Annotated in this window: 17 protein-coding genes and 2 tRNA genes; 15 read left to right on the top strand and 4 right to left on the bottom strand. The window is 70.9% G+C overall.

Annotated elements, in window-relative coordinates:
- Positions 1–1,113 carry a M48 family metallopeptidase gene (locus FBY22_RS34660; RefSeq protein WP_142151922.1) on the bottom strand — a complete coding sequence of 371 codons (1,113 nt, stop codon included), beginning with the start codon at positions 1,111–1,113 and terminating at the stop codon, positions 1–3.
- Between the two features lie 128 nt (positions 1,114–1,241).
- On the opposite strand from FBY22_RS34660, the gene FBY22_RS34655 reads away from it, so the two are divergent.
- From FBY22_RS34655 to FBY22_RS34630, 7 genes are all read left to right on the top strand, one after another.
- Complete coding sequence (locus tag FBY22_RS34655) at positions 1,242–1,403, top strand: hypothetical protein (protein ID WP_133041023.1); 162 nt, start codon at positions 1,242–1,244, stop codon at positions 1,401–1,403.
- 144 nt (positions 1,404–1,547) lie between these two features.
- Entirely contained in the window at positions 1,548–1,703 is a 156-nt protein-coding gene (locus FBY22_RS44325; RefSeq protein WP_174267336.1) for a hypothetical protein, read from the top strand.
- 80 nt (positions 1,704–1,783) lie between these two features.
- Positions 1,784–2,482 (top strand): nicotinate-nucleotide adenylyltransferase, encoded by a 699-nt coding sequence (gene nadD, locus FBY22_RS34650; protein ID WP_142151921.1) that lies wholly within the window; start codon positions 1,784–1,786, stop codon positions 2,480–2,482.
- Positions 2,483–2,499: 17 nt separating this feature from the next.
- Entirely contained in the window at positions 2,500–4,185 is a 1,686-nt protein-coding gene (locus FBY22_RS34645; protein ID WP_142151920.1) for an LCP family protein, read from the top strand.
- Positions 4,186–4,308: 123 nt separating this feature from the next.
- A complete protein-coding gene (gene rsfS / locus FBY22_RS34640; protein ID WP_142151919.1) occupies positions 4,309–4,752 on the top strand; it encodes a ribosome silencing factor in 444 nt (147 codons plus the stop codon).
- Positions 4,752–5,423: a histidine phosphatase family protein gene (locus FBY22_RS34635; RefSeq protein WP_142151918.1), complete on the top strand. Its 672-nt coding sequence runs from the start codon at positions 4,752–4,754 to the stop codon at positions 5,421–5,423. Before rsfS ends, FBY22_RS34635 begins: the two co-directional genes overlap by 1 nt.
- 71 nt (positions 5,424–5,494) lie before the next feature.
- Positions 5,495–5,567, top strand: a tRNA-Ala gene (locus FBY22_RS34630).
- A gap of 68 nt (positions 5,568–5,635) precedes the next feature.
- Here the strand turns inward: FBY22_RS34630 and FBY22_RS34625 are convergent.
- On the bottom strand, positions 5,636–6,544 hold the full coding sequence (locus tag FBY22_RS34625) for a helix-turn-helix transcriptional regulator (RefSeq protein WP_142151917.1): 909 nt from the start codon (positions 6,542–6,544) through the stop codon (positions 5,636–5,638).
- Positions 6,545–6,782: 238 nt separating this feature from the next.
- Here FBY22_RS34625 and FBY22_RS34620 point away from each other — a divergent pair, with 238 nt between their 5' ends.
- The 4 genes from FBY22_RS34620 (at position 6,783) to FBY22_RS34605 (ending at position 8,814) form a co-directional block, all read left to right on the top strand.
- The gene (locus FBY22_RS34620; RefSeq protein ID WP_260845335.1) at positions 6,783–8,147 is read left to right on the top strand and encodes an MFS transporter; all 1,365 of its coding nucleotides are present in this window, start codon (positions 6,783–6,785) and stop codon (positions 8,145–8,147) included.
- Positions 8,148–8,216: 69 nt separating this feature from the next.
- Positions 8,217–8,390 (top strand): hypothetical protein, encoded by a 174-nt coding sequence (locus FBY22_RS34615; protein WP_142151916.1) that lies wholly within the window; start codon positions 8,217–8,219, stop codon positions 8,388–8,390.
- Positions 8,391–8,393: 3 nt separating this feature from the next.
- Positions 8,394–8,627 carry a hypothetical protein gene (locus FBY22_RS34610; RefSeq protein WP_003976229.1) on the top strand — a complete coding sequence of 78 codons (234 nt, stop codon included), beginning with the start codon at positions 8,394–8,396 and terminating at the stop codon, positions 8,625–8,627.
- A 114-nt stretch (positions 8,628–8,741) separates the two neighbouring features.
- Positions 8,742–8,814, top strand: a tRNA-Ala gene (locus FBY22_RS34605).
- Between the two features lie 132 nt (positions 8,815–8,946).
- Here FBY22_RS34605 and FBY22_RS34600 read toward each other — a convergent pair.
- A complete protein-coding gene (locus tag FBY22_RS34600) occupies positions 8,947–10,563 on the bottom strand; it encodes an NADH-quinone oxidoreductase subunit NuoF family protein (RefSeq protein WP_142151915.1) in 1,617 nt (538 codons plus the stop codon).
- Positions 10,560–11,879: a ferric reductase-like transmembrane domain-containing protein gene (locus FBY22_RS34595; RefSeq protein ID WP_174267334.1), complete on the bottom strand. Its 1,320-nt coding sequence runs from the start codon at positions 11,877–11,879 to the stop codon at positions 10,560–10,562. The genes FBY22_RS34600 and FBY22_RS34595 overlap by 4 nt, the downstream gene beginning before the upstream one ends.
- 419 nt (positions 11,880–12,298) lie before the next feature.
- Here FBY22_RS34595 and leuS point away from each other — a divergent pair, with 419 nt between their 5' ends.
- The 4 genes from leuS to FBY22_RS34570 all read left to right on the top strand — a co-directional run bounded on the left by leuS (position 12,299) and on the right by FBY22_RS34570 (position 18,225).
- A complete protein-coding gene (gene leuS / locus FBY22_RS34585) occupies positions 12,299–15,181 on the top strand; it encodes a leucine--tRNA ligase (RefSeq protein WP_142151913.1) in 2,883 nt (960 codons plus the stop codon).
- Positions 15,182–15,312: 131 nt separating this feature from the next.
- Entirely contained in the window at positions 15,313–16,044 is a 732-nt protein-coding gene (locus tag FBY22_RS34580; RefSeq protein ID WP_142151912.1) for a hypothetical protein, read from the top strand.
- Between the two features lie 72 nt (positions 16,045–16,116).
- Entirely contained in the window at positions 16,117–16,962 is an 846-nt protein-coding gene (locus tag FBY22_RS34575; RefSeq protein WP_142151911.1) for a DegV family protein, read from the top strand.
- A 138-nt stretch (positions 16,963–17,100) separates the two neighbouring features.
- On the top strand, positions 17,101–18,225 hold the full coding sequence (locus FBY22_RS34570; RefSeq protein WP_142151910.1) for a ComEA family DNA-binding protein: 1,125 nt from the start codon (positions 17,101–17,103) through the stop codon (positions 18,223–18,225).
- Positions 18,226–18,261: the final 36 nt, after the last annotated feature.

Here is an 18,261-nt window from a genome sequence, read left to right as displayed (position 1 = left end):
TCAGTCCTCGGTGCGCGGCGGAGCGTCCGTGGGCGGCTCGTCCCGCGGCGGCCGCTCCTCGCCCGGTGCCGAGCTCGTGAAACCGTCGAAGCCGCGCCGCACCCGGCCGCCGAGGCCCCCGGCCCCGCCGGCGATGTCGCTGACGAGCTTCATCAGCGGGTCCTTGGAGCTCTTCACATTGCCGGCGTAGCTGGCCGCCGACTCACGGAACGAGTCCGAGACCGAGGTGTCCTTGTCCTCGCTGCGCCGCGGGTAGTGGCCGTCCATGATCCGCTGGTAGTCCCGGCTCTCGGACCACTTCTTCAGCTCCGCCGCCCGGAGGGTGGTGAAGGGGTGGGAGCGCGGCAGCAGGTTCAGGATCTTCAGCACCGAGTCGCGCAGGTCGCCGCCCGACTCGTACTCCTCGGCCTGCTTCAGGAACGCGTCCACGTTCATCTCGTGCAGGTGGTTGCCGCCCGCGATCTTCATCAGGCCGCGCATCGACGCCCGCAGGTCCTGCCCGACCAGCAGCCCCGCCCGGTCGGCCGACAGCTCCGACTTGCGGAACCACTCGCGCAGCGCCGTCACGATCGCCATGATCGCGAGCGTGCCCAGCGGGATCCAGGCGACCCGGATCGCCAGGTTCGTCAGGAACAGCAGGATCGTGCGGTACACCGAGTGCCCGGACAGGGCGTGGCCCACCTCGTGGCCGATGACCGCCCGCATCTCCTCCTCGTCGAGCAGCTCGACGAGCCCGGTGGTGACGACGATGATCGGCTCGTCCAGGCCGATGCACATCGCGTTCGGCTGCGGGTCCTGGTTGACGTACATCGGCGGGACCTTCTCCAGGTCCAGGATGTAACAGGCGTCCCGCAGCATGTCGTTGAGGTGGGCGAACTGCTCGTCGGACACCCGCACCGAGTCCGAGAGGAACAGCAGCCGCAGGCTGCGCTCGGGCAGCAGGCCGCTGAGGGCCTTGAAGACCGTGTCGAACCCGCTCAGCTTGCGCAGCGCCACGAGCGCGCTGCGGTCGGCCGGGTGCTCGTACGCACGCGAGGAGATCCCCGGGAAGCGCCGGCGCTGCCTGCTCGGTACGTGCTCGTGCCCGTTGTGCTCGTGGCCGTCGTCGGACATGTCTTCCCCCATGTGCGTGTGAGTGGCCCTTTGCGGACCCTTGTGCGGCCCTTTGCGCCCCCGAAGCAAGGCCCAGCCTAGGCGGAGTTACCGTGGACGGGCACCACACCGAAGGAGAGTCCCGCACCATGGAGCACATCCCAGCAGCCGCCTGGCTCGCCGCGGCCGCCAGCGCCCCCCAGCACCAGGGATCGGGCTACCTGCTCCGGGTCGTGCTGGTGGTGATGATCCTGGGTTGTGCGTTCACCGGGTGGTTCCTGCTGCGGGGCTACAAGCGGAAAGACGACTGAGGGCCGCCCAGGGTTCCCCGACGGCGGAGTCGGCGTGATCGCCGACACGGCCCCCGCTTACCATGGGCCGACGTCTTATCCCGCCCTCCCCCGTCTCTCGACTCCGTTCGAGCGGGGGAACCCCGACGATAGGTCCTGCCGAAGATGAGCCTCCACACCACCGCTGCCCACCTGGTCACCCTCGCCGAAGCCGAGGGCGGCAACCACGAGAGCCTCAACCCCGCGATCACCGGCGGCGGCGCCCTTGTCGTCCTGCTGCTCCTGCTGTGGATCACCACCCGCTTCAACCGCGACCGCTGAATCCCGCACCGCCCGGTACCGGGACAACCCGGGCATCCGTCGAACGGAGCGCTCAGGCCGGGCCGGTAGGGTCTGCACGCATGGGAGAGCAGGACATGCCTACCGGTCCGGCGACGGACATCGCGAGGGGCACCACGGCCCGCCGCGCGAGCGGCACCGAGACCCGCCCGGTGAACGGCCCGTCGAACCCCGGCAAGCGCCGCCTCGGCGTCATGGGCGGAACGTTCGACCCGATCCACCACGGGCACCTCGTGGCGGCCAGCGAGGTCGCCGCGCAGTTCCACCTGGACGAGGTGGTGTTCGTACCCACCGGCCAGCCGTGGCAGAAGACCCACCGCCATGTCTCCCCGGCCGAGGACCGCTACCTGATGACGGTCATCGCGACCGCCGAGAACCCGCAGTTCTCGGTGAGCCGCATCGACATCGACCGCGGCGGCCCCACCTACACCGTGGACACCCTGCGCGACCTGCGCGCGCTCAACCCGGACACCGACCTCTTCTTCATCACCGGCGCCGACGCCCTGGGTCAGATCCTCACCTGGCGCGACTCGGAGGAACTGTTCTCCCTCGCGCACTTCATCGGCTGCACCCGCCCCGGCCACCATCTGACCGACCACGGCCTGCCCGAGGGCGGTGTTTCTCTGGTGGAGGTTCCCGCACTGGCCATCTCCTCCACGGACTGCCGTGCGAGAGTCGCCAAGGGAGACCCCATCTGGTACATGGTGCCGGACGGAGTCGTGCGCTATATCCACAAGCGCGAGCTGTACCGCGGCGAGTGAGCCGAGAGGGGCTACCGGTGAACGACCGATACGACGCGGGCCACGGCGGCGACCAGGGCGACCAGTACGAACTCGTCGGCTACGACGAGTACGGCCGGCCCGTGTACCGGCAGGTCGCCCCGCAGCAGGCGTCCCAGCAGCAGTACGACCCGTACGCGCAGCAGGGCTACGGCTACGACCCGTACGCGACGGGCGCGCAGCAGGCGCCGCCTTACGACCAGTACGGCACCGGTCGGCAGCAGGCCGTGCCCTCCTACGACCCCTACGCCACCGGCGGCCCCCAGGGCGGTGCGCCGGCCCAGCCGTACGACCCCTACGGGCAGGCCGCGGCCGGCGGTCAGCAGCCCCGGGTCGCCGAGCAGACCGCGTACATCCCGCAGCAGGCCTCGCCGGCCGAGGACACCGCACCTCCCTCCCGGCCCGAACGGGACTACCGCACCGAGCAGTTCGCCTTCGTCGAGGAGGCCGACGGCGACCCCGAAGACGTCATCGACTGGCTGAACTTCACCGAGAACCGCACCGAGCGCCGCGAGGAGGCCAAGCGCCGCGCCCGCAGCCGGCTCGTCGCCTTCGTGGTCGTCCTGGCGCTGGTCGCGGTCGGCGGCGTCGGCTACCTCTGGTACGCCGGGAAGCTGCCCGGCCTGTCCACCTCGCACTCCAAGACCGGCACGGCGACGGCCGCGGGCGCCCAGAACCGCGACGTGATCGTCGTCCACCTGCACAACACCAAGAAGGGCGGCACCGCCACGGCGCTGCTCGTCGACAACACCACCACCAAGCAGGGCACCACCGTCCTGCTGCCCAACTCCCTGGCCGTCACGGACGAGGACGGCACCTCCACCACCCTCGCCAAGTCGGTCGACGAGGACGGCTCCTCCGGCACCCGCGACGCCCTCGACACCGTCCTCGGCACCAACATCGAGGGCACCTGGCGGCTGGACACCCCCTACCTGCAGAACCTCGTCGACCTCGTCGGCAACATCGAGGTCGACACCAACGCGGACGTGCCCGACCCGGACGCCAAGAAGAAGGGCACCGCCCCCCTCGTCCACAAGGGCTCGGGCCAGACCCTCAGCGGCAAGATGGCCGTCGCCTACGCCACCTACCGCGCCTCCGGCGAGGCCCAGAACGCCCAGCTGGAGCGGTTCGGCCAGGTCATGCAGGGCGTCCTGCGCAAGATGTCCTCCGACCCGACGGCGGCCACCACCACCGTGCAGACGCTGGCGCAGATCCTCGACCCGTCCCTCACGGACAAGGATCTCGGCACCTTCCTCGCCAAGCTCGCCGACCTCGCCAAGGGCGGCGACTACAAGACCGCCCTGCTGCCCGTCCAGGGCGACGGCACGCTCAGCGCGCAGGCCGCCGCCAGTGTGGTCAAGGACGTCCTCGGCGGCACCGCCAAGAGCCCCGACCAGGGCTCCGCCGTCCGCGTCTCCGTCGCGAACGCCAGCGGTGTGAAGGACGACACCGAGAAGGCCCGCGTGGTCCTCCTCAACGGCGGCTTCACCTTCCTGGGCGGCGGCACCGCCACCCCCACGGCCACCTCCAAGGTCGTCTACGCGGACGCCGCCGACAAACAGAACGCCACCGAGGTCGCCAAGACCCTCGGCCTGCCCACCGGCTCCGTCGTCAAGGGCAAGACCGCCTCGAACGCGGACGTCTCGGTGACCCTCGGCCAGGACTACAAGCCGTCCTCGTCCTAGGAACCCGCGGGAAACGGCAGGTGGCACGGGCGGACGCCCCATGTGATCCCTTAATCACGTGGGGTGCTCCCGGCGGTCCGTGAGACCCTTGATGCCAAATGACCGCCGACCGAAAGCCATGTAGTGACCGCCACTGACCGATCTCTCGAGCTCATCCACACCGCCGCCCAGGCGGCCGCCGACAAGCTCGCGCACGACATCATCGCCTACGACGTCAGCGACGTGCTGTCGATCACGGACGCCTTCCTGCTGGCCTCCGCCCCCAACGACCGCCAGGTCAAGTCGATCGTCGACGAGATCGAGGAGCGGCTGCAGAAGGAGCTCGGCGCCAAGCCGGTGCGCCGCGAGGGCGACCGCGAAGCCCGCTGGGTCCTGCTCGACTACGTCGACATCGTCGTCCACGTCCAGCACAGCGAGGAGCGCGTCTTCTACGCCCTCGAGCGGCTGTGGAAGGACTGCCCCGAGCTGGAGCTGCCCGCCGACGCCAAGGCCACCCGCGGCAAGGCCGCGGAGCACGCCAAGCTGCAGGCCGCCGAGGAGGCCGCCGACCTGGGCGGTGAGTGGTGATGAGCGCCACCGGCGAGGTCTCCGCGGGTCGGACCGGCCGGGGGCGCCGCATCATCCTGTGGCGCCACGGCCAGACGTCCTGGAACGTGGAGCGCCGCTTCCAGGGCACCACGGACGTCCCGCTCACCGAGGCCGGCGTGGCCCAGGCCCGCCGCGCCGCCCGGCTGCTCGTCGCCCTCAAGCCCGACGCGATCGTCGCCTCCGACCTCCAGCGCGCCGCCAACACGGCCGCCGAGCTGGCCGCGCTCACCGGCCTGGAGATCGCCCACGACGAGGGACTGCGCGAGACCTACGCGGGCGTCTGGCAGGGGCTGACGCACGAGGAGATCATCGAGCGGTACGGCGAGGAGTACGCGGCCTGGAAACGCGGCGAGGCGGTGCGGCGCGGGGGTGGCGAGCTGGAGGCCGAGGTGGCCGAGCGCGCCGCCCCGGTCGTGTTGCGGCACGCCGACAAGCTGCCCGACGAGGGGACGCTCGTCGTGGTCAGCCACGGCGGCACGATCCGCACCACCATCGGCCGTCTCCTCGGTCTGGAGGCCCACCACTGGGAGAGCCTCGGTGGCCTCTCCAACTGCTGTTGGTCCGTCCTCGGCGAGGGCGCCCGCGGCTGGCGCCTGCTGGAGCACAACGCCGGCACGCTGCCGGAGCCGGTGCTGGGCGACGACGACTGAGCGGATTTCACTTTCCGGCAGGTCGCAGGCTAAAGTTCTTCTTGTTCGCCCCGCCCGGCGGGGAAGAACACGGGGCTATAGCTCAGTTGGTAGAGCGCCTGCATGGCATGCAGGAGGTCAGGAGTTCAATTCTCCTTAGCTCCACACATAGGTGAGGCTGATCGGCACTCTCTGGAGTTGTCAAAGATCGGTGGACGAGGATCCCGTCTCCTTCAGGAGGCGGGATTTTCCGTTTGCCACACCCGGATGATCTCGTGCACCCCCTCCTCGGTGGGCGGCCACAGCGGCTCCCTGTGCTGCCGCAGCAATGCGATCCTCGCCCGGCTCATGTCGTCCGCCGGCGTGTAGACCACGATGCGGCACTCCGGCATGCCGTCGACCGACAGCGACTGCGAGTTCATCCGCACCTCGCCCACGGCCTGGTGACGGAACGTCTTGACCCGACGGCCCGGCTGTATGACCTCGCCGCTCGCCCACAGCTCGGCGAAGTACGGGCTGGCCGCCGACAGTCGGCGCACGAACCCCTCCCAGGCCGGCTCGCCCACATGCCTGCCGTAGTGGGACCGCAGCGTCGCCACCATCACCGGCAGCTCCCGCTCCCGGTGCACCACGGGGCAGGCCTCCTCGGACACCGTGAACAGCGTCCACAGCACGTTGGGGACCGTGAGGCCGTGCGCCTGCGGCACCGTGAACAGGTCGCGGTAGGCCGGGTTCGTGGCGAGGACGTCGTACCGCGAGTTGTAGACCACCGCGGGCATCGGATCGAGGGCGTCGATGATGCCCTGCACCTCGGGGCCGACGGTCTGGGTCATCCGTTCCGGGTCCGGCTCGAAGGGCACCTCGGCCAGGCGGTACAGATGCTCGCGCTCCGGCGGATCGAGCCGCAGGGTGCGCGCCACCGCGTCCAGGACCTGCGCGGAGGCGTTGATCGGGCGGCCCTGCTCCAGCCATGTGTACCAGGTCACGCCGACGCCCGAGAGCTGGGCGACCTCCTCGCGCCGCAACCCCGGTGTGCGGCGCCGGAAACCCGGCGGCATGCCCACGTCCGCCGGTGTCACCCGGGCCCGCCTGCCTCGCAGGAACGCGGCCAGTTCGGGCCGCCGTCGCTGTGTCGTCGTCATCGCCACGTCCCCCACGTCACGTCCCCGTCGTACGACCATCCTCGATGCCGGAGTTGTCCGGTGCCAGGTGCTGTCAGTACCAGCATCGGCGGGCTCTCGGCACCCGTACCGGCGCGTCGTCAGGCTCGACGGCATGACGACCACATCCGAGACCGGGACGGGTTCGACGCCCGTTCCAGGTCCTGCGAAAAGTGAAGCACCCGCCACTGACAACCGGCCCGGGCCGCTGCTGGCGCTCGTGCTCGCCGCCCAGTTCATGGCCGTCCTCGACGTGTTCATCGTGAACGTCGCGGCCCCGACCATCGGCGGAGAACTCCACGCCTCCGGCGCCGATCTGCAGCTCGTGATCGCCGGCTACACCATCACCTACTCGGTGCTGCTGATCACCGGCGCCCGCCTCGGCGACCGGTTCGGACACGGCCGCGTCCACCTCGCGGGGCTCGCCCTGTTCACCACGGCCTCGCTGGCCTGCGGGCTGGCCCAGGGCGCCGCCCAACTCATCGTCTTCCGGCTGGTGCAGGGCGCCGGCTCGGCCGTGATGATCCCGCAGGTGCTCAGTCTCATCCAGCGCAACTTCGCCGGGGAGGCCCGGGCCAGGGCGCTCGGCGCCTACTCGGCGGTCATCGCGGTCGGCGCCGCGGCCGGGCAGGTGGTGAGCGGAGTCCTGGTCGACACCGACCTGTTCGGCACGAGCTGGCGGCCGGTGTTCCTGGTGAACGTGCCGGTGGGCCTCGCCCTCCTGGCCCTCGGCGGCCGCGTGCTGCCGGCCCGGGACGCGGCGGAACGCGAGCGGACCCGCGGCCTCGACCTGCCGGGACTGCTGCTGCTCGGCGCGGCCGTGTCGTTGCTCACGGTGCCGCTGGTGCTCGGCCAGGAGGAGGACTGGCCGCTGTGGTCGTGGACGTCGCTGGCCGCCTCCGTGCTCCTGTTCGCACTGTTCTGCGCCTACGAGTCCCGGCTCGCCCGCCGCGGCGGCGCCCCGCTCATCGCCCCGCGCGTCCTGCGGCTGCCCGGCATGGGCCTGGCCGTGTTCCGCATCCTGGCGGTCATGGCCGTCAACGGCGGCTTCCTGTTCGCACTCACCCTGCACATCCAGGGCGGCCTCGGCTACAGCGCCCTGCGTGCCGGTCTCGCCTTCGCGCCCACGGCGGTCGTGTTCGGCCTGGTCGGGCTGACCTGGCGCCGTTGGCCGGCGTCCTGGCAGCGGCATCTGAGCCCCGCCGGGTTCGTGCTGACGGCGCTGGCCGTGGCCGTTGTCGGTCTGGTCCTGAAGGGCGGTGGCGACGGCGGAGCGTGGCTGTACGTCGCCTACGCGGGCGTGGGGGCGGGGCTCGCGCTCGGCTTCAGCCCGACCCTCACCGGGGCCCTGGCCGCCGTACGCCCCGAGGACGCGGCCGACGCCAGCGGGCTGCTCGCCACGGTCGCGCAGCTCGGACAGCTGACCGGAGTCGCCGCGTTCGGCACACTGTTCCTGAACCGGCTTGAGTCACTTGGGGCCCCGGAGGCGTATACCTCTGCGAAGGCGCTTCTGGCGTGCATGTTCGCGCTGGCCGCGACGGCCGCGGTGGGTGCCGTGTCCGGACTGGTACTGAGGCGTCGCTGACCGTATCGGCCCGGCCGTGGCAGAATCAAACGGCCGGAAGGGGGCGCGGCCCGACGGGAGGGAGCAGTGATGCCTGCGAGCATCCTCGAGGAGGTCGGCCACCTCCTCGAAGCGGCGTCGAAACGGGACACGGTCACCCGCCTGAGCTGCCCTTCCTGCGGTTCCGCCCATGTCGCCCAGGTTCTCGGCGACAACGGCGGAATCTCCTACGTGTGCACGGCCTGCGGCCACAGCTGGAGCTGATCGATGGGTGCACACAGGCGAAAGTGCGACTGGTGCGGCAGCGGTACGCCGATCGTCCGCGACATGGAACCGGTCAACCCCGACTACCAGTACTGGTGCGAGGAGTGCGCGCGGGCGCTGATCATAAAAGGCGACCCGATCGAGACGTACCGTGAACTGGAGGGCGAGCCGATCTACGGCCGCCTTCTGGAGGAGCACTGCACCCTCAAGCGGTTCTACTCGTTCGTGACGGCCTGAGGGCCCCGTCGGCGCGCTCCGTCGCGAGCGGGCCGCGGGAAACGATTTGGTGTTCCACCCCGTCGACCGTGTAATGTTGGCGTCGCCGCCAGGGAAACCGGGGCGACACAGCAAGGGGCTATAGCTCAGTTGGTAGAGCGCCTGCATGGCATGCAGGAGGTCAGGAGTTCAATTCTCCTTAGCTCCACAGCAAGATCCCGCCGGATCGTATCGATCCGGCGGGATCTTTCGTTTCCCGTGAATCCCGCCCGGGCCGGGGCAGTTCGAAAACGCCGAAGGGCCGCCCGGTCGGTCCGGGCGGCCCTTCGTGACGTGTGCCTCAGCGGCCCAGGGCGCGCCGTCCACGGCCCTGGGAGAGGACCGGCAGGTTCCGCGACGGTGCGCGGTCCCGAGGAGCCTCCTCCTCGATGCGCAGGGCCAGCGCGGGGCAGCGGCGCACCGCGCGCACCGCCTTGGCCTCCGCGTAGCGCGGCACCTGGGCCTGGGCGACGGTCGGGAAGCCGTCGGCGCCGAGTTCGAAGACCTCCGGGAGGATGTCCGCGCACAGGCCGTGGCCGCGGCACAGCGTCCAGTCGACGTAGATCTTCTGCCTGCTGGCTCCGCTCTGCTCGGGCGCCTCCGCGCCGCCGGGGATGCCCGTGGGCGCCCTGCCCCCCTCGAAGAGCGGAAGAACGCCCTCCACTGGCCGTCCGCAGCCGTTTCCGAGGACGTGGGCGGCGAGGTCGTCGGTGAACGCCTTGATGGTCGACTCCAGGAACATCGCCGAGCCATCCGGGTGCGAGCACGCGCCACGGCGCTTGACGTTCTTGGCGACCTGCTTGAGGGCCTCCAACGCGGCCGGTCCGCCGCCGTTGATGATGTCCTCCATGCCGCGCGCGGCGGCGGGCAGGCCGAGGTAGCAGGGGCCGCACTGGCCGGCGCTCTCCTCGGCCAGCCACTGCGCCACGCGCAGCGACTCGCCCAGCGGGCACGTCTCCTGACTGATCGGCAGGATCGCGCCGGCGCCCAGCGCACCGCCCACCGCGTCCAGGTTGTTGCGGGAGATGATCGCCTCGTTGACGGTCGCCGCGTCGATCCACTTGCCGTGGTAGCCGCCGGTCAGCACGCCCTGCGGGACCTGCGGGGCGCCGGCGAGCTGCAGGACGTAGCGCAGCGGCACGCCCGTGGGGACCTCGATCACCATGGGGCGGGCGACCGCGCCGGAGACGGTGAGCATGACGGTGCCCGGCTCGTCGTACAGGCCGGTGTTGCCGTAGCGCTCCGGCCCGATGCGGGCGGCGATCGCCAGCTGGGCGAACGTCTCGGCGTTCGACAGCAGCGTGGGTGCTCCGCCGACGCCGTTCTGCGAGGCGCTGACCTTGCGGCCGGGCGGGATCGCCGGGCCGCCGTCGACGGAGCGGATCAGCGACGCCGCGGCGCCGGTGACCATGCGGACCGGGTTGCGCTGGACGAAGGCCTTCAGGGCCGAGCGGCGTCCGTTGCTCAGGCCGCGTTCGGCGAGGGCCGCCTCCATGGAGCGCTGCGTCGACTCACGGGTGACCCCCACCACGAGCGTGCGGGCACCCAGGGCCTCGGCGCACAGCAGCGCGCCGTCGAGGATCAGGTGCGGGGCACGGTTGATCAGCACCGTGTCCTTGCGGCAGGCCGGTTCGTCCTCGCTGCCGTTGACGACCACGACCGGCCGTACACCGCGCTTGATCGCCGCCTCGGCGACCGAGCGCAGCTTCTTGTGGAAGGGGAAGCCCGCGCCGCCGCGGCCCTTCAGGTTGATGTCCTCGGAGAGTTTGGCCAGTTGCTCGCCACCGAGGGGTTCGAGCGGTCCGTGCACCTTCAGGTGCATGGACAGGTCGAGTCGTTCCACAAGGTCGAAGCCCGACGTGAGCTGAGGAAGACCGACCACGCGGACTTCTGGGACGTCGGGCAGGGCCTCGTTCACCTATAGCCTCCGGAAGGCGTGTTCCAAGGTTCGCCCGAGCCCGATGCGTCGAAGGACTCACCGGGCCTTGCTTGATTGGCGGGACCGCTGTTGTACGTGTCGTTCTGGTTGTACGCGCCGTAGCCGGTGTTCGTCTCACCGGTGTCGTACACATCACTGTTCCGGTACGCGGCGGTGCCCGTGCTGCCGTAGGTCGGGATGTTGTTGAAGCCGGTGTCCTGCAGGGGGTCGTACGCCGACGGGGGCGCCTCGCCGACCGGCGGGGGCGAGGGAACCGGCCAGCTGCCCGAGGTGCTGCCGTCGACCCGCGGGACGGCCGCGGTGGCCTGCATCTCCATGGGCAGGTCCATGCGTGCGGTCTGGTCGACCGTGAAGGGCTGCTGCAGGGGCTGCTGAGGCGTGACCGCGCGATAGGCGGCGGCGAAGCCGTTGGAGGGCTCCGGGGTCATGGCGCGGGAGGCGGCGGTGTCGTAGAACGCGGCCCCCGGGGTCGCCGCCGGCTGCGCGGGGGACGGCTTCGGTCCCCGGGCGGCCTCGTAGCCGGGGAGGGAGCCGGTGTCGGAGAGACGGGCGCGGCTGGCCTCGAGCTCGTCGCGGGCCGCCATCGGGTCATTTCCCAGCAGTACGGCGAGACGGTCGGCGATCTTGCGCTTGACCGGACGCGGCGCGGCCCGCAGGCCCAGTGCCGCGATCATCCCGACCAGGCACAGCTCGTAGGAGATCATGAAGAACGGCTTCGCCGGGCGGCCCGCGAACAGGCCGTGGATCACCGCGAAGCACAGCGCCGGGTAGGCCAGCATGTGCATCGCGCGCCAGCGCGCCGCGACGGGCGCCGGGGAGGCGAACTGGTTGCGCAGGGCGCCGGTGATGCCGACGAAGATCATGAGGTACGCGGCCAGGGAGCCCATGCCGATGAGGGTCGCGCTGCCCGGGTTGGCGCCACCGCTGCCCGTCAGCACCCAGCCGAAGGGGATCAGGGCCGCGATCCAGTCGGCGTGATCCAGTGCGAGCTTGATCCCGATGTGCACGACCAGGAAGGCGATCGAGCCCACCGCCGTCACCCGGTGGATGGCCTGCGCCACGATCCGCTGGCGGATGTTGAGCAGCAGCCGGTCCTGGGCGACCAGTCCCCAGATGCACGAGCAGGTGAGGCAGACGAGCGACAGGACGCCCGCACCGAAGTTCAAGAACTGCTGCAGCCAGCCGCCTCCGAGCAGCACGACGACGGGTATGAGCAGCAGGACGACAGCCGTCGCCACCCCGTAGGCCGACCGGCCCGGCCTGGGGAGCGAAGTGTTACTACGACGAGGGTTCATGGGGGCAACTCCGAGCAGTTTCGGGAAAGCGGTCCCGCTGCCGAACTTTAAGTGGCGCCATACCGATCGGTACGAGGTTTGAGTTATTGCGTTGTTATCAGGAGACGTTGCGATTGTTGTGATGTCCGGGTAATGGGTGTTACGCGAAGTAAGCCGCGTCCTTGATTCAGTTGTCGCCGGGAGGGGTGGCCCGGTGCCAAGGATGCATACGCAAGCGCGTCGCATCCTGCTCAAGCGCTGCGGTACCCTAACGCCATGCGTGCCGTACGCCTTCTGCTTAGCGAGCCGCGCTGATCAGTCCCGACCACCGGCGAACCGCCTGGTCGGAATCGGCGCGGCGTCCCCTCCTGTGCGAGGGGATTTTTCGTTTCCGGAACGACGAAGCCGCTGGCAGAGACGATCGATGGAGCTTAAGGATCATGAGCGAGACGAACCCCGCTGGCGCCACTGGTATGTCGGTGGATGCCGCGCCGCACCGCTACACGGCCGCCATGGCAGCCGAGATCGAGGCACGCTGGCAGGACTTCTGGGACACCGAGGGCACGTACGCGGCGCCGAACCCCAAGGGTGACCTGGCGGGCGACCCCGAGATCGTCGCCCGCCCCAAGAAGTTCATCATGGACATGTTCCCCTACCCCTCCGGCGCGGGCCTGCACGTCGGCCACCCCCTGGGGTACATCGCCACCGACGTCTTCGCGCGCTTCCAGCGCATGACCGGGCACAACGTCCTGCACACCCTGGGCTTCGACGCCTTCGGCCTGCCCGCCGAGCAGTACGCGGTGCAGACCGGCACGCACCCGCGTGTCTCCACCGAGGCCAACATCGAGAACATGACGGCCCAGCTGCGCCGGCTGGGCCTGGGCCACGACAAGCGCCGGTCGTTCGCCACGATCGACCCGGACTACTACAAGTGGACCCAGTGGATCTTCCTGCAGATCTTCAACTCCTGGTACGACGACGAGGCGAACAAGGCCCGCCCGATCTCCGAGCTGATCGCCCAGTTCGAGAGCGGTGACCGGGCCGTACCGGGCCACACGCGCGCGTGGCACGAGCTGAGCGCCGGTGAGCGGGCCGACGTCCTGGGCGAGTTCCGGCTGGCCTACGCCTCCGACGCGCCGGTCAACTGGTGCCCCGGCCTGGGTACCGTGCTGGCCAACGAGGAGGTCACCGCCGACGGCCGCAGCGAGCGCGGCAACTTCCCCGTCTTCAAGGCCAAGCTGCGCCAGTGGAACATGCGCATCACCGCCTACGCCGACCGGCTGCTGGACGACCTGGAGGCGCTGGACTGGCCCGAGGCCATCAAGCTGCAGCAGCGCAACTGGATCGGCCGCAGCGAGGGCGCCCGCGTCGACTTCCCCATCGACGGCGAGCACATCACCGTCTTCACCACCCGCCCCGACACCCTGTTCGGCGCGACCTACATGGTGCTGGCGCCCGAGCACCCGCTGGTGGAGAAGTTCACCCCGGCCGCCTGGCCGGAGGGCACCCACGAGGTGTGGACCGGCGGCCACGCCACCCCGGGCGAGGCCGTCGCCGCCTACCGCGCGCAGGCCGCCTCGAAGTCCGACGTCGAGCGGCAGGCCGAGGCCAAGGACAAGACCGGCGTGTTCATCGGCTCGTACGCCACCAACCCGGTCAACGGCGAGCAGGTCCCCGTCTTCATCGCCGACTACGTGCTGATGGGCTACGGCACCGGCGCGATCATGGCCGTCCCGGCGCACGACACGCGTGACTTCGAGTTCGCGCGCGCCTTCGAGCTGCCGATCGAGTGCGTCGTCGAGCCGACCGACGGCCGCGGCACGGACACCTCCAGCTGGGACGAGGCCTTCGTGTCGTACGACGCGAAGATCGTCAACTCCGTGGGTGAGGGCGTCTCCCTGGACGGCCTGGGCGTCGTCGACGCCAAGGCGCGCATCACCGAGTGGCTGGAGCGCCGGGGCATCGGCGAGGGCACCGTCAACTTCCGTCTGCGCGACTGGCTGTTCAGCCGGCAGCGCTACTGGGGCGAGCCCTTCCCGATCGTCTACGACGAGGACGGCATCGCCCACGCGCTGCCCGAGTCGATGCTGCCGCTGGAGCTGCCCGAGGTCGAGGACTACAGCCCGCGCACCTTCGACCCCGACGACGCCGACACCCAGCCCGAGACCCCGCTGTCGCGCAACGAGGACTGGGTCAACGTCACCCTGGACCTGGGCGACGGGCCGAGGAAGTACCGGCGCGAGACCAACACCATGCCCAACTGGGCCGGTTCCTGCTGGTACGAGCTGCGCTACCTGGACCCGCACAACGAGCACCAGCTGGTCGACCCGGAGATCGAGCAGTACTGGATGGGCCCGCGCGAGGGCCAGCCGCACGGCGGCGTCGACCTGTACGTCGGCGGCGCCGAGCACGCCGTACTGCACCTGCTGTACGCCCGCTTCTGGTCCAAGGTCCTGTTCGACCTGGGGCACGTCTCCTCCGCGGAGCCGTTCCACAAGCTGTTCAACCAGGGCATGATCCAGGCCTACGTGTACCGCGACGCCCGTGGCATCGCCGTACCGGCCGCCGAGGTGGAGGAGCGCGACGGCGCCTACTACTACCAGGGCGAGAAGGTCTCCCGGCTGCTGGGCAAGATGGGCAAGTCCCTGAAGAACGCGGTCACCCCGGACGAGATCTGCGCCGAGTACGGCGCCGACACGCTGCGCCTGTACGAGATGGCGATGGGCCCGCTGGACGTCTCCCGGCCGTGGGACACGCGCGCGGTGGTCGGCCAGTTCCGGCTGCTGCAGCGGCTGTGGCGCAACATCGTCGACGAGGCGACCGGCGAGGTGACCGTCACCGACGCCGAGCCCGACGAGGAGACGCTGCGCGCCCTGCACAAGGCGATCGACGGCGTGCGCGGCGACCTGGAGGGCATGCGGTTCAACACCGCGATCGCCAAGGTCACCGAGCTGAACAACCACCTGACCAAGGCGGGCGGGGCGGTGCCGCGTTCGGTCGCCGAGCCGCTGGTGCTGCTGGTCGCCCCGCTGGCCCCGCACATCGCCGAGGAGCTGTGGCGCAGGCTGGGTCACACCGACTCCGTCGTCCACCGGGACTTCCCGGTCGCCGACCCGCGGTACGTCGTGGACGAGGCCGTGACCTGCGTGGTGCAGATCAAGGGCAAGGTCAAGGCGCGCCTGGAGGTGCCGCCGTCCATCTCCGAGGAGGAGCTGGAGAAGATCGCCCTGGCCGACGAGAAGGTCGTCGCGGCGCTGGAGGGGGCGGGCATCCGCAAGGTGATCGTGCGGGCGCCGAAGCTGGTCAACATCGTTCCCATGTAGGTCTGGCAGCCGCGCCTCGGGGTAGTCCCCTACGGGCAGGTTCGGGGTTCCTCCGGAACTCGGGGCCTGCCCGTCTCGTTTACGGTGAAGGAAGACGCGGACAAGGCCGCGCGGGCCGGAGGAGGAGCACGGTGGAAGCAGTGATCGCGGTGTTCGTCCTGCTCTTCGTCCTCTTCCTGGTGCTGGGCACCTACGCGGCGGTGAAGGCGGTGGGCGCCGCCAAGCGCGGTGTCGATCGCACCATCGACCAGGCCCGGCGCACGGTCGAGGACCACACGCTGCGCGCCAAGACGTTCGTGCCGGGCCCGGTGAGCGACGTCGCCCAGCTGCGCCTGAAGCTGCGCACCTCCATGCGGGCCACGCAGGACGCGCTGGAGGCGGGCGCGCCCGAGGATGAGTCACTCAAGGAGTCCCTGGCGCTCTTCCAGCGCCTGAGCGCACACGGACACGAACTGGACGGCGAGCTCAAGCGCCTGGAGTCCGACCCCGACCGCGCCGCGCTCGCCCAGCGGCTGCCCGATCTGCGCGCCCGTGCCGAGCGCATCACGCAGTCGGCCGACTCCCTGCGCTGGGCGGCCCGCGACCGGGCCCGCCGCTTCGCCGACGACGACCTGGACACGCTGAGCGCGCAGATAGACGTCGAGGCCGGCGCCCTGCGGCACTGGACGAAGGACGAGCCGTCCGTCGCCCCGCCGCCGTGGCCCGAAGCCCCCGCGGCCGAAGGCGGGGCCGCTGGGCAGACGTTGCCGGAGACGCCCCGGTCCGGCCCGGCCGAGGAGCCCACGAGGGCCGCCATCGACCCGCCCGCACAGCGCCCCACCTACCCGTGGCAGAAGAAACCCCGTCCCGAGAGCACCACTTGATCCGGTCAAGGACGGACCAGGTGGGAGGGGCCGGGCTGCCCTCCGACCGCTACGCCAGGTAACCTCCAGCTCATGTCCCGCCATGTCGCGATCGTCACCGATTCAACGGCCTACCTGCCGCCCCGGACGATGGAGCGCCACGGCATCACAGCGGTTCCCCTGACCGTGGTCCTCGGCGACCAGGCCCTGGACGAGGGCACCGAGATCTCGACCCGTTCCCTGGCCCAGGCCCTGCAGAGGCGACGCCCCGTCACCACCTCACGGCCCAGCCCCCGGCTCTTCGCCGACACCTACCGCAGGGTCGCCGAGTCCGGCGCCTGCGGCATCGTCTCCCTGCACCTCTCCGCCGAACTGTCGGGCACCTACGACGCGGCGGTCCTCGCGGCGCGCGAGGCGCCCGTGCCGGTGCGGGTGGTGGACACCGGGACGGTCGCGATGGCCCTCGGGTTCTGCGCCCTCGCAGCGGCGGAGGCGGCGGAGGCCGGCGGCACGGTGGACGAGGCCGTCACCGCCGCCGAGAAACGGGCGGCGGGCACGTCCGCCTACTTCTACGTCGACACCCTCGACTATCTGCGCCGCGGCGGCCGGATCGGCGCCGCGCAGGCGCTGCTGGGTTCGGCCCTCGCCGTCAAGCCCCTGCTGCAGCTGGACGGCGGCCGGATCGAGCTGCTGGAGAAGGTGCGGACGGCGTCGAGGGCGATCGCCCGCCTCGAGGAGATCGCCGCCGACCGCGCCGGCAGCGCGGAGGTCGACATCGCTGTCCACCATCTCGCCGCCCCCGAGCGGGCGTCGGCCCTTGCGGACCGGCTGCGGGCCCGGGTGCCTTCGGTGGGCGACCTGCATGTGAGCGAGGTCGGAGCGGTGATCGGGGCACACACCGGGCCCGGTCTGCTGGGGGTTGTGGTCTCGCCGCGGTGAGGGGCGGTGAGCCGCGGTGAAGGGGCGCTGAGAGGGCTGCTCACTCGTGTGGGTGGTGGAGATATCCACAACCGGGCGTTTTTCCACGGGAATTGAGCAAGATCATCGCGAGGGTGGTGGATGTCCCATCCTCGTCGCATGGCACTTCGATCACGTACACGCACAGCGACAGCGACCAGTGGACCGGGGCGCGCTCCCGCCTCCGACGGCCGGGTCCGGCACCGCCGGGCGCCGGTGCGCGGCCGAGCCGGGCGCAGGCAGGCGTCGGTGGAACTCCGGCGGCGTGCCCAGCTGTTGTTCCCCGAGCGGACGCCTGACGGGCGGGAGTCGGGGGCGGGGCCGCCGGCTGCGCCGCTGGAGGAGGGCGACGAGCAGGACCTGGGTGTCTCGGTAGGGGACGTGGCGGGCCTTGTCTCGGAACCAGGCGTGCGGGATCTCGTATCGGCTCCGGACGTGCAGGACTTCGTGCCGGCAGCGGACGTGCAGGACCTTGTGTCGGCAGAGGGTGAGATCGGGGAACCGGAGCCTCGACGGGCCGGGGAGGCGTGGCGGGCGCGCGCCGGGCTGGCCGTCCGGGAGCGGATGCCGCTGTGGCTTCAGACCAGGTGTGGGCTGGAGCGGCGCGGCGTCGTGGCGCTCTCGGTGCTGCTCGTCGTCGCCGCCGTCCTCGCCGTGCAGCACTTCTGGGCCGGACGGACACAGTCCGTGCGGGCGCCCGAAGTGGTGCGGGCGGCGGTGCCGTTCGGCGCGGAGAAGGCAAGTGCGGAGCCCGGGCCGGGGACTTCGGGCCGGACCCCGGCCCCTGCGGGGGCGACCGGGGGCGGGGCCGAGATCGTCGTGGACGTCAGCGGCAAGGTCCGCAGGCCCGGCATCCATCGCCTGCCACCCGGCTCACGGGTCACCGACGCGCTGCGGGCCGCCGGTGGCGTACGGCCCGGCACCGACCTTCGGGGACTCAACCGGGCACGTTTCCTCGTGGACGGGGAGCAGGTCGTCGTCGGGGGTCCCGCCGCCCCGGCACCCGGACCGGTCGGCGTGGCAGCGGGAGGCCCGGCGGGCGCGGCACCCGTGGCCCCGGTCTCCCTCAACACGGCGACCGCGGAACAACTCGACACCCTCCCCGGGGTCGGCCCCGTGCTGGCCCAGCACATCGTCGACTACCGCACGCGGCACGGCGGTTTCCGCACGGTGGACGAGCTGCGCGAGGTCAACGGCATCGGCGACCGCCGGTTCGCCGATCTACGAAATCTCGTACGGCCATGAGGCGCCGGAGCGAGTTCGCGCAGCATGATGGTCGCG

It is taken from the genome of Streptomyces sp. SLBN-31 (assembly GCF_006715395.1).
Lineage (GTDB): Bacteria > Actinomycetota > Actinomycetes > Streptomycetales > Streptomycetaceae > Streptomyces.
Note: the sequence above shows the minus strand (reverse complement) of the source record. Positions and strands in the feature narration are given on the sequence as shown.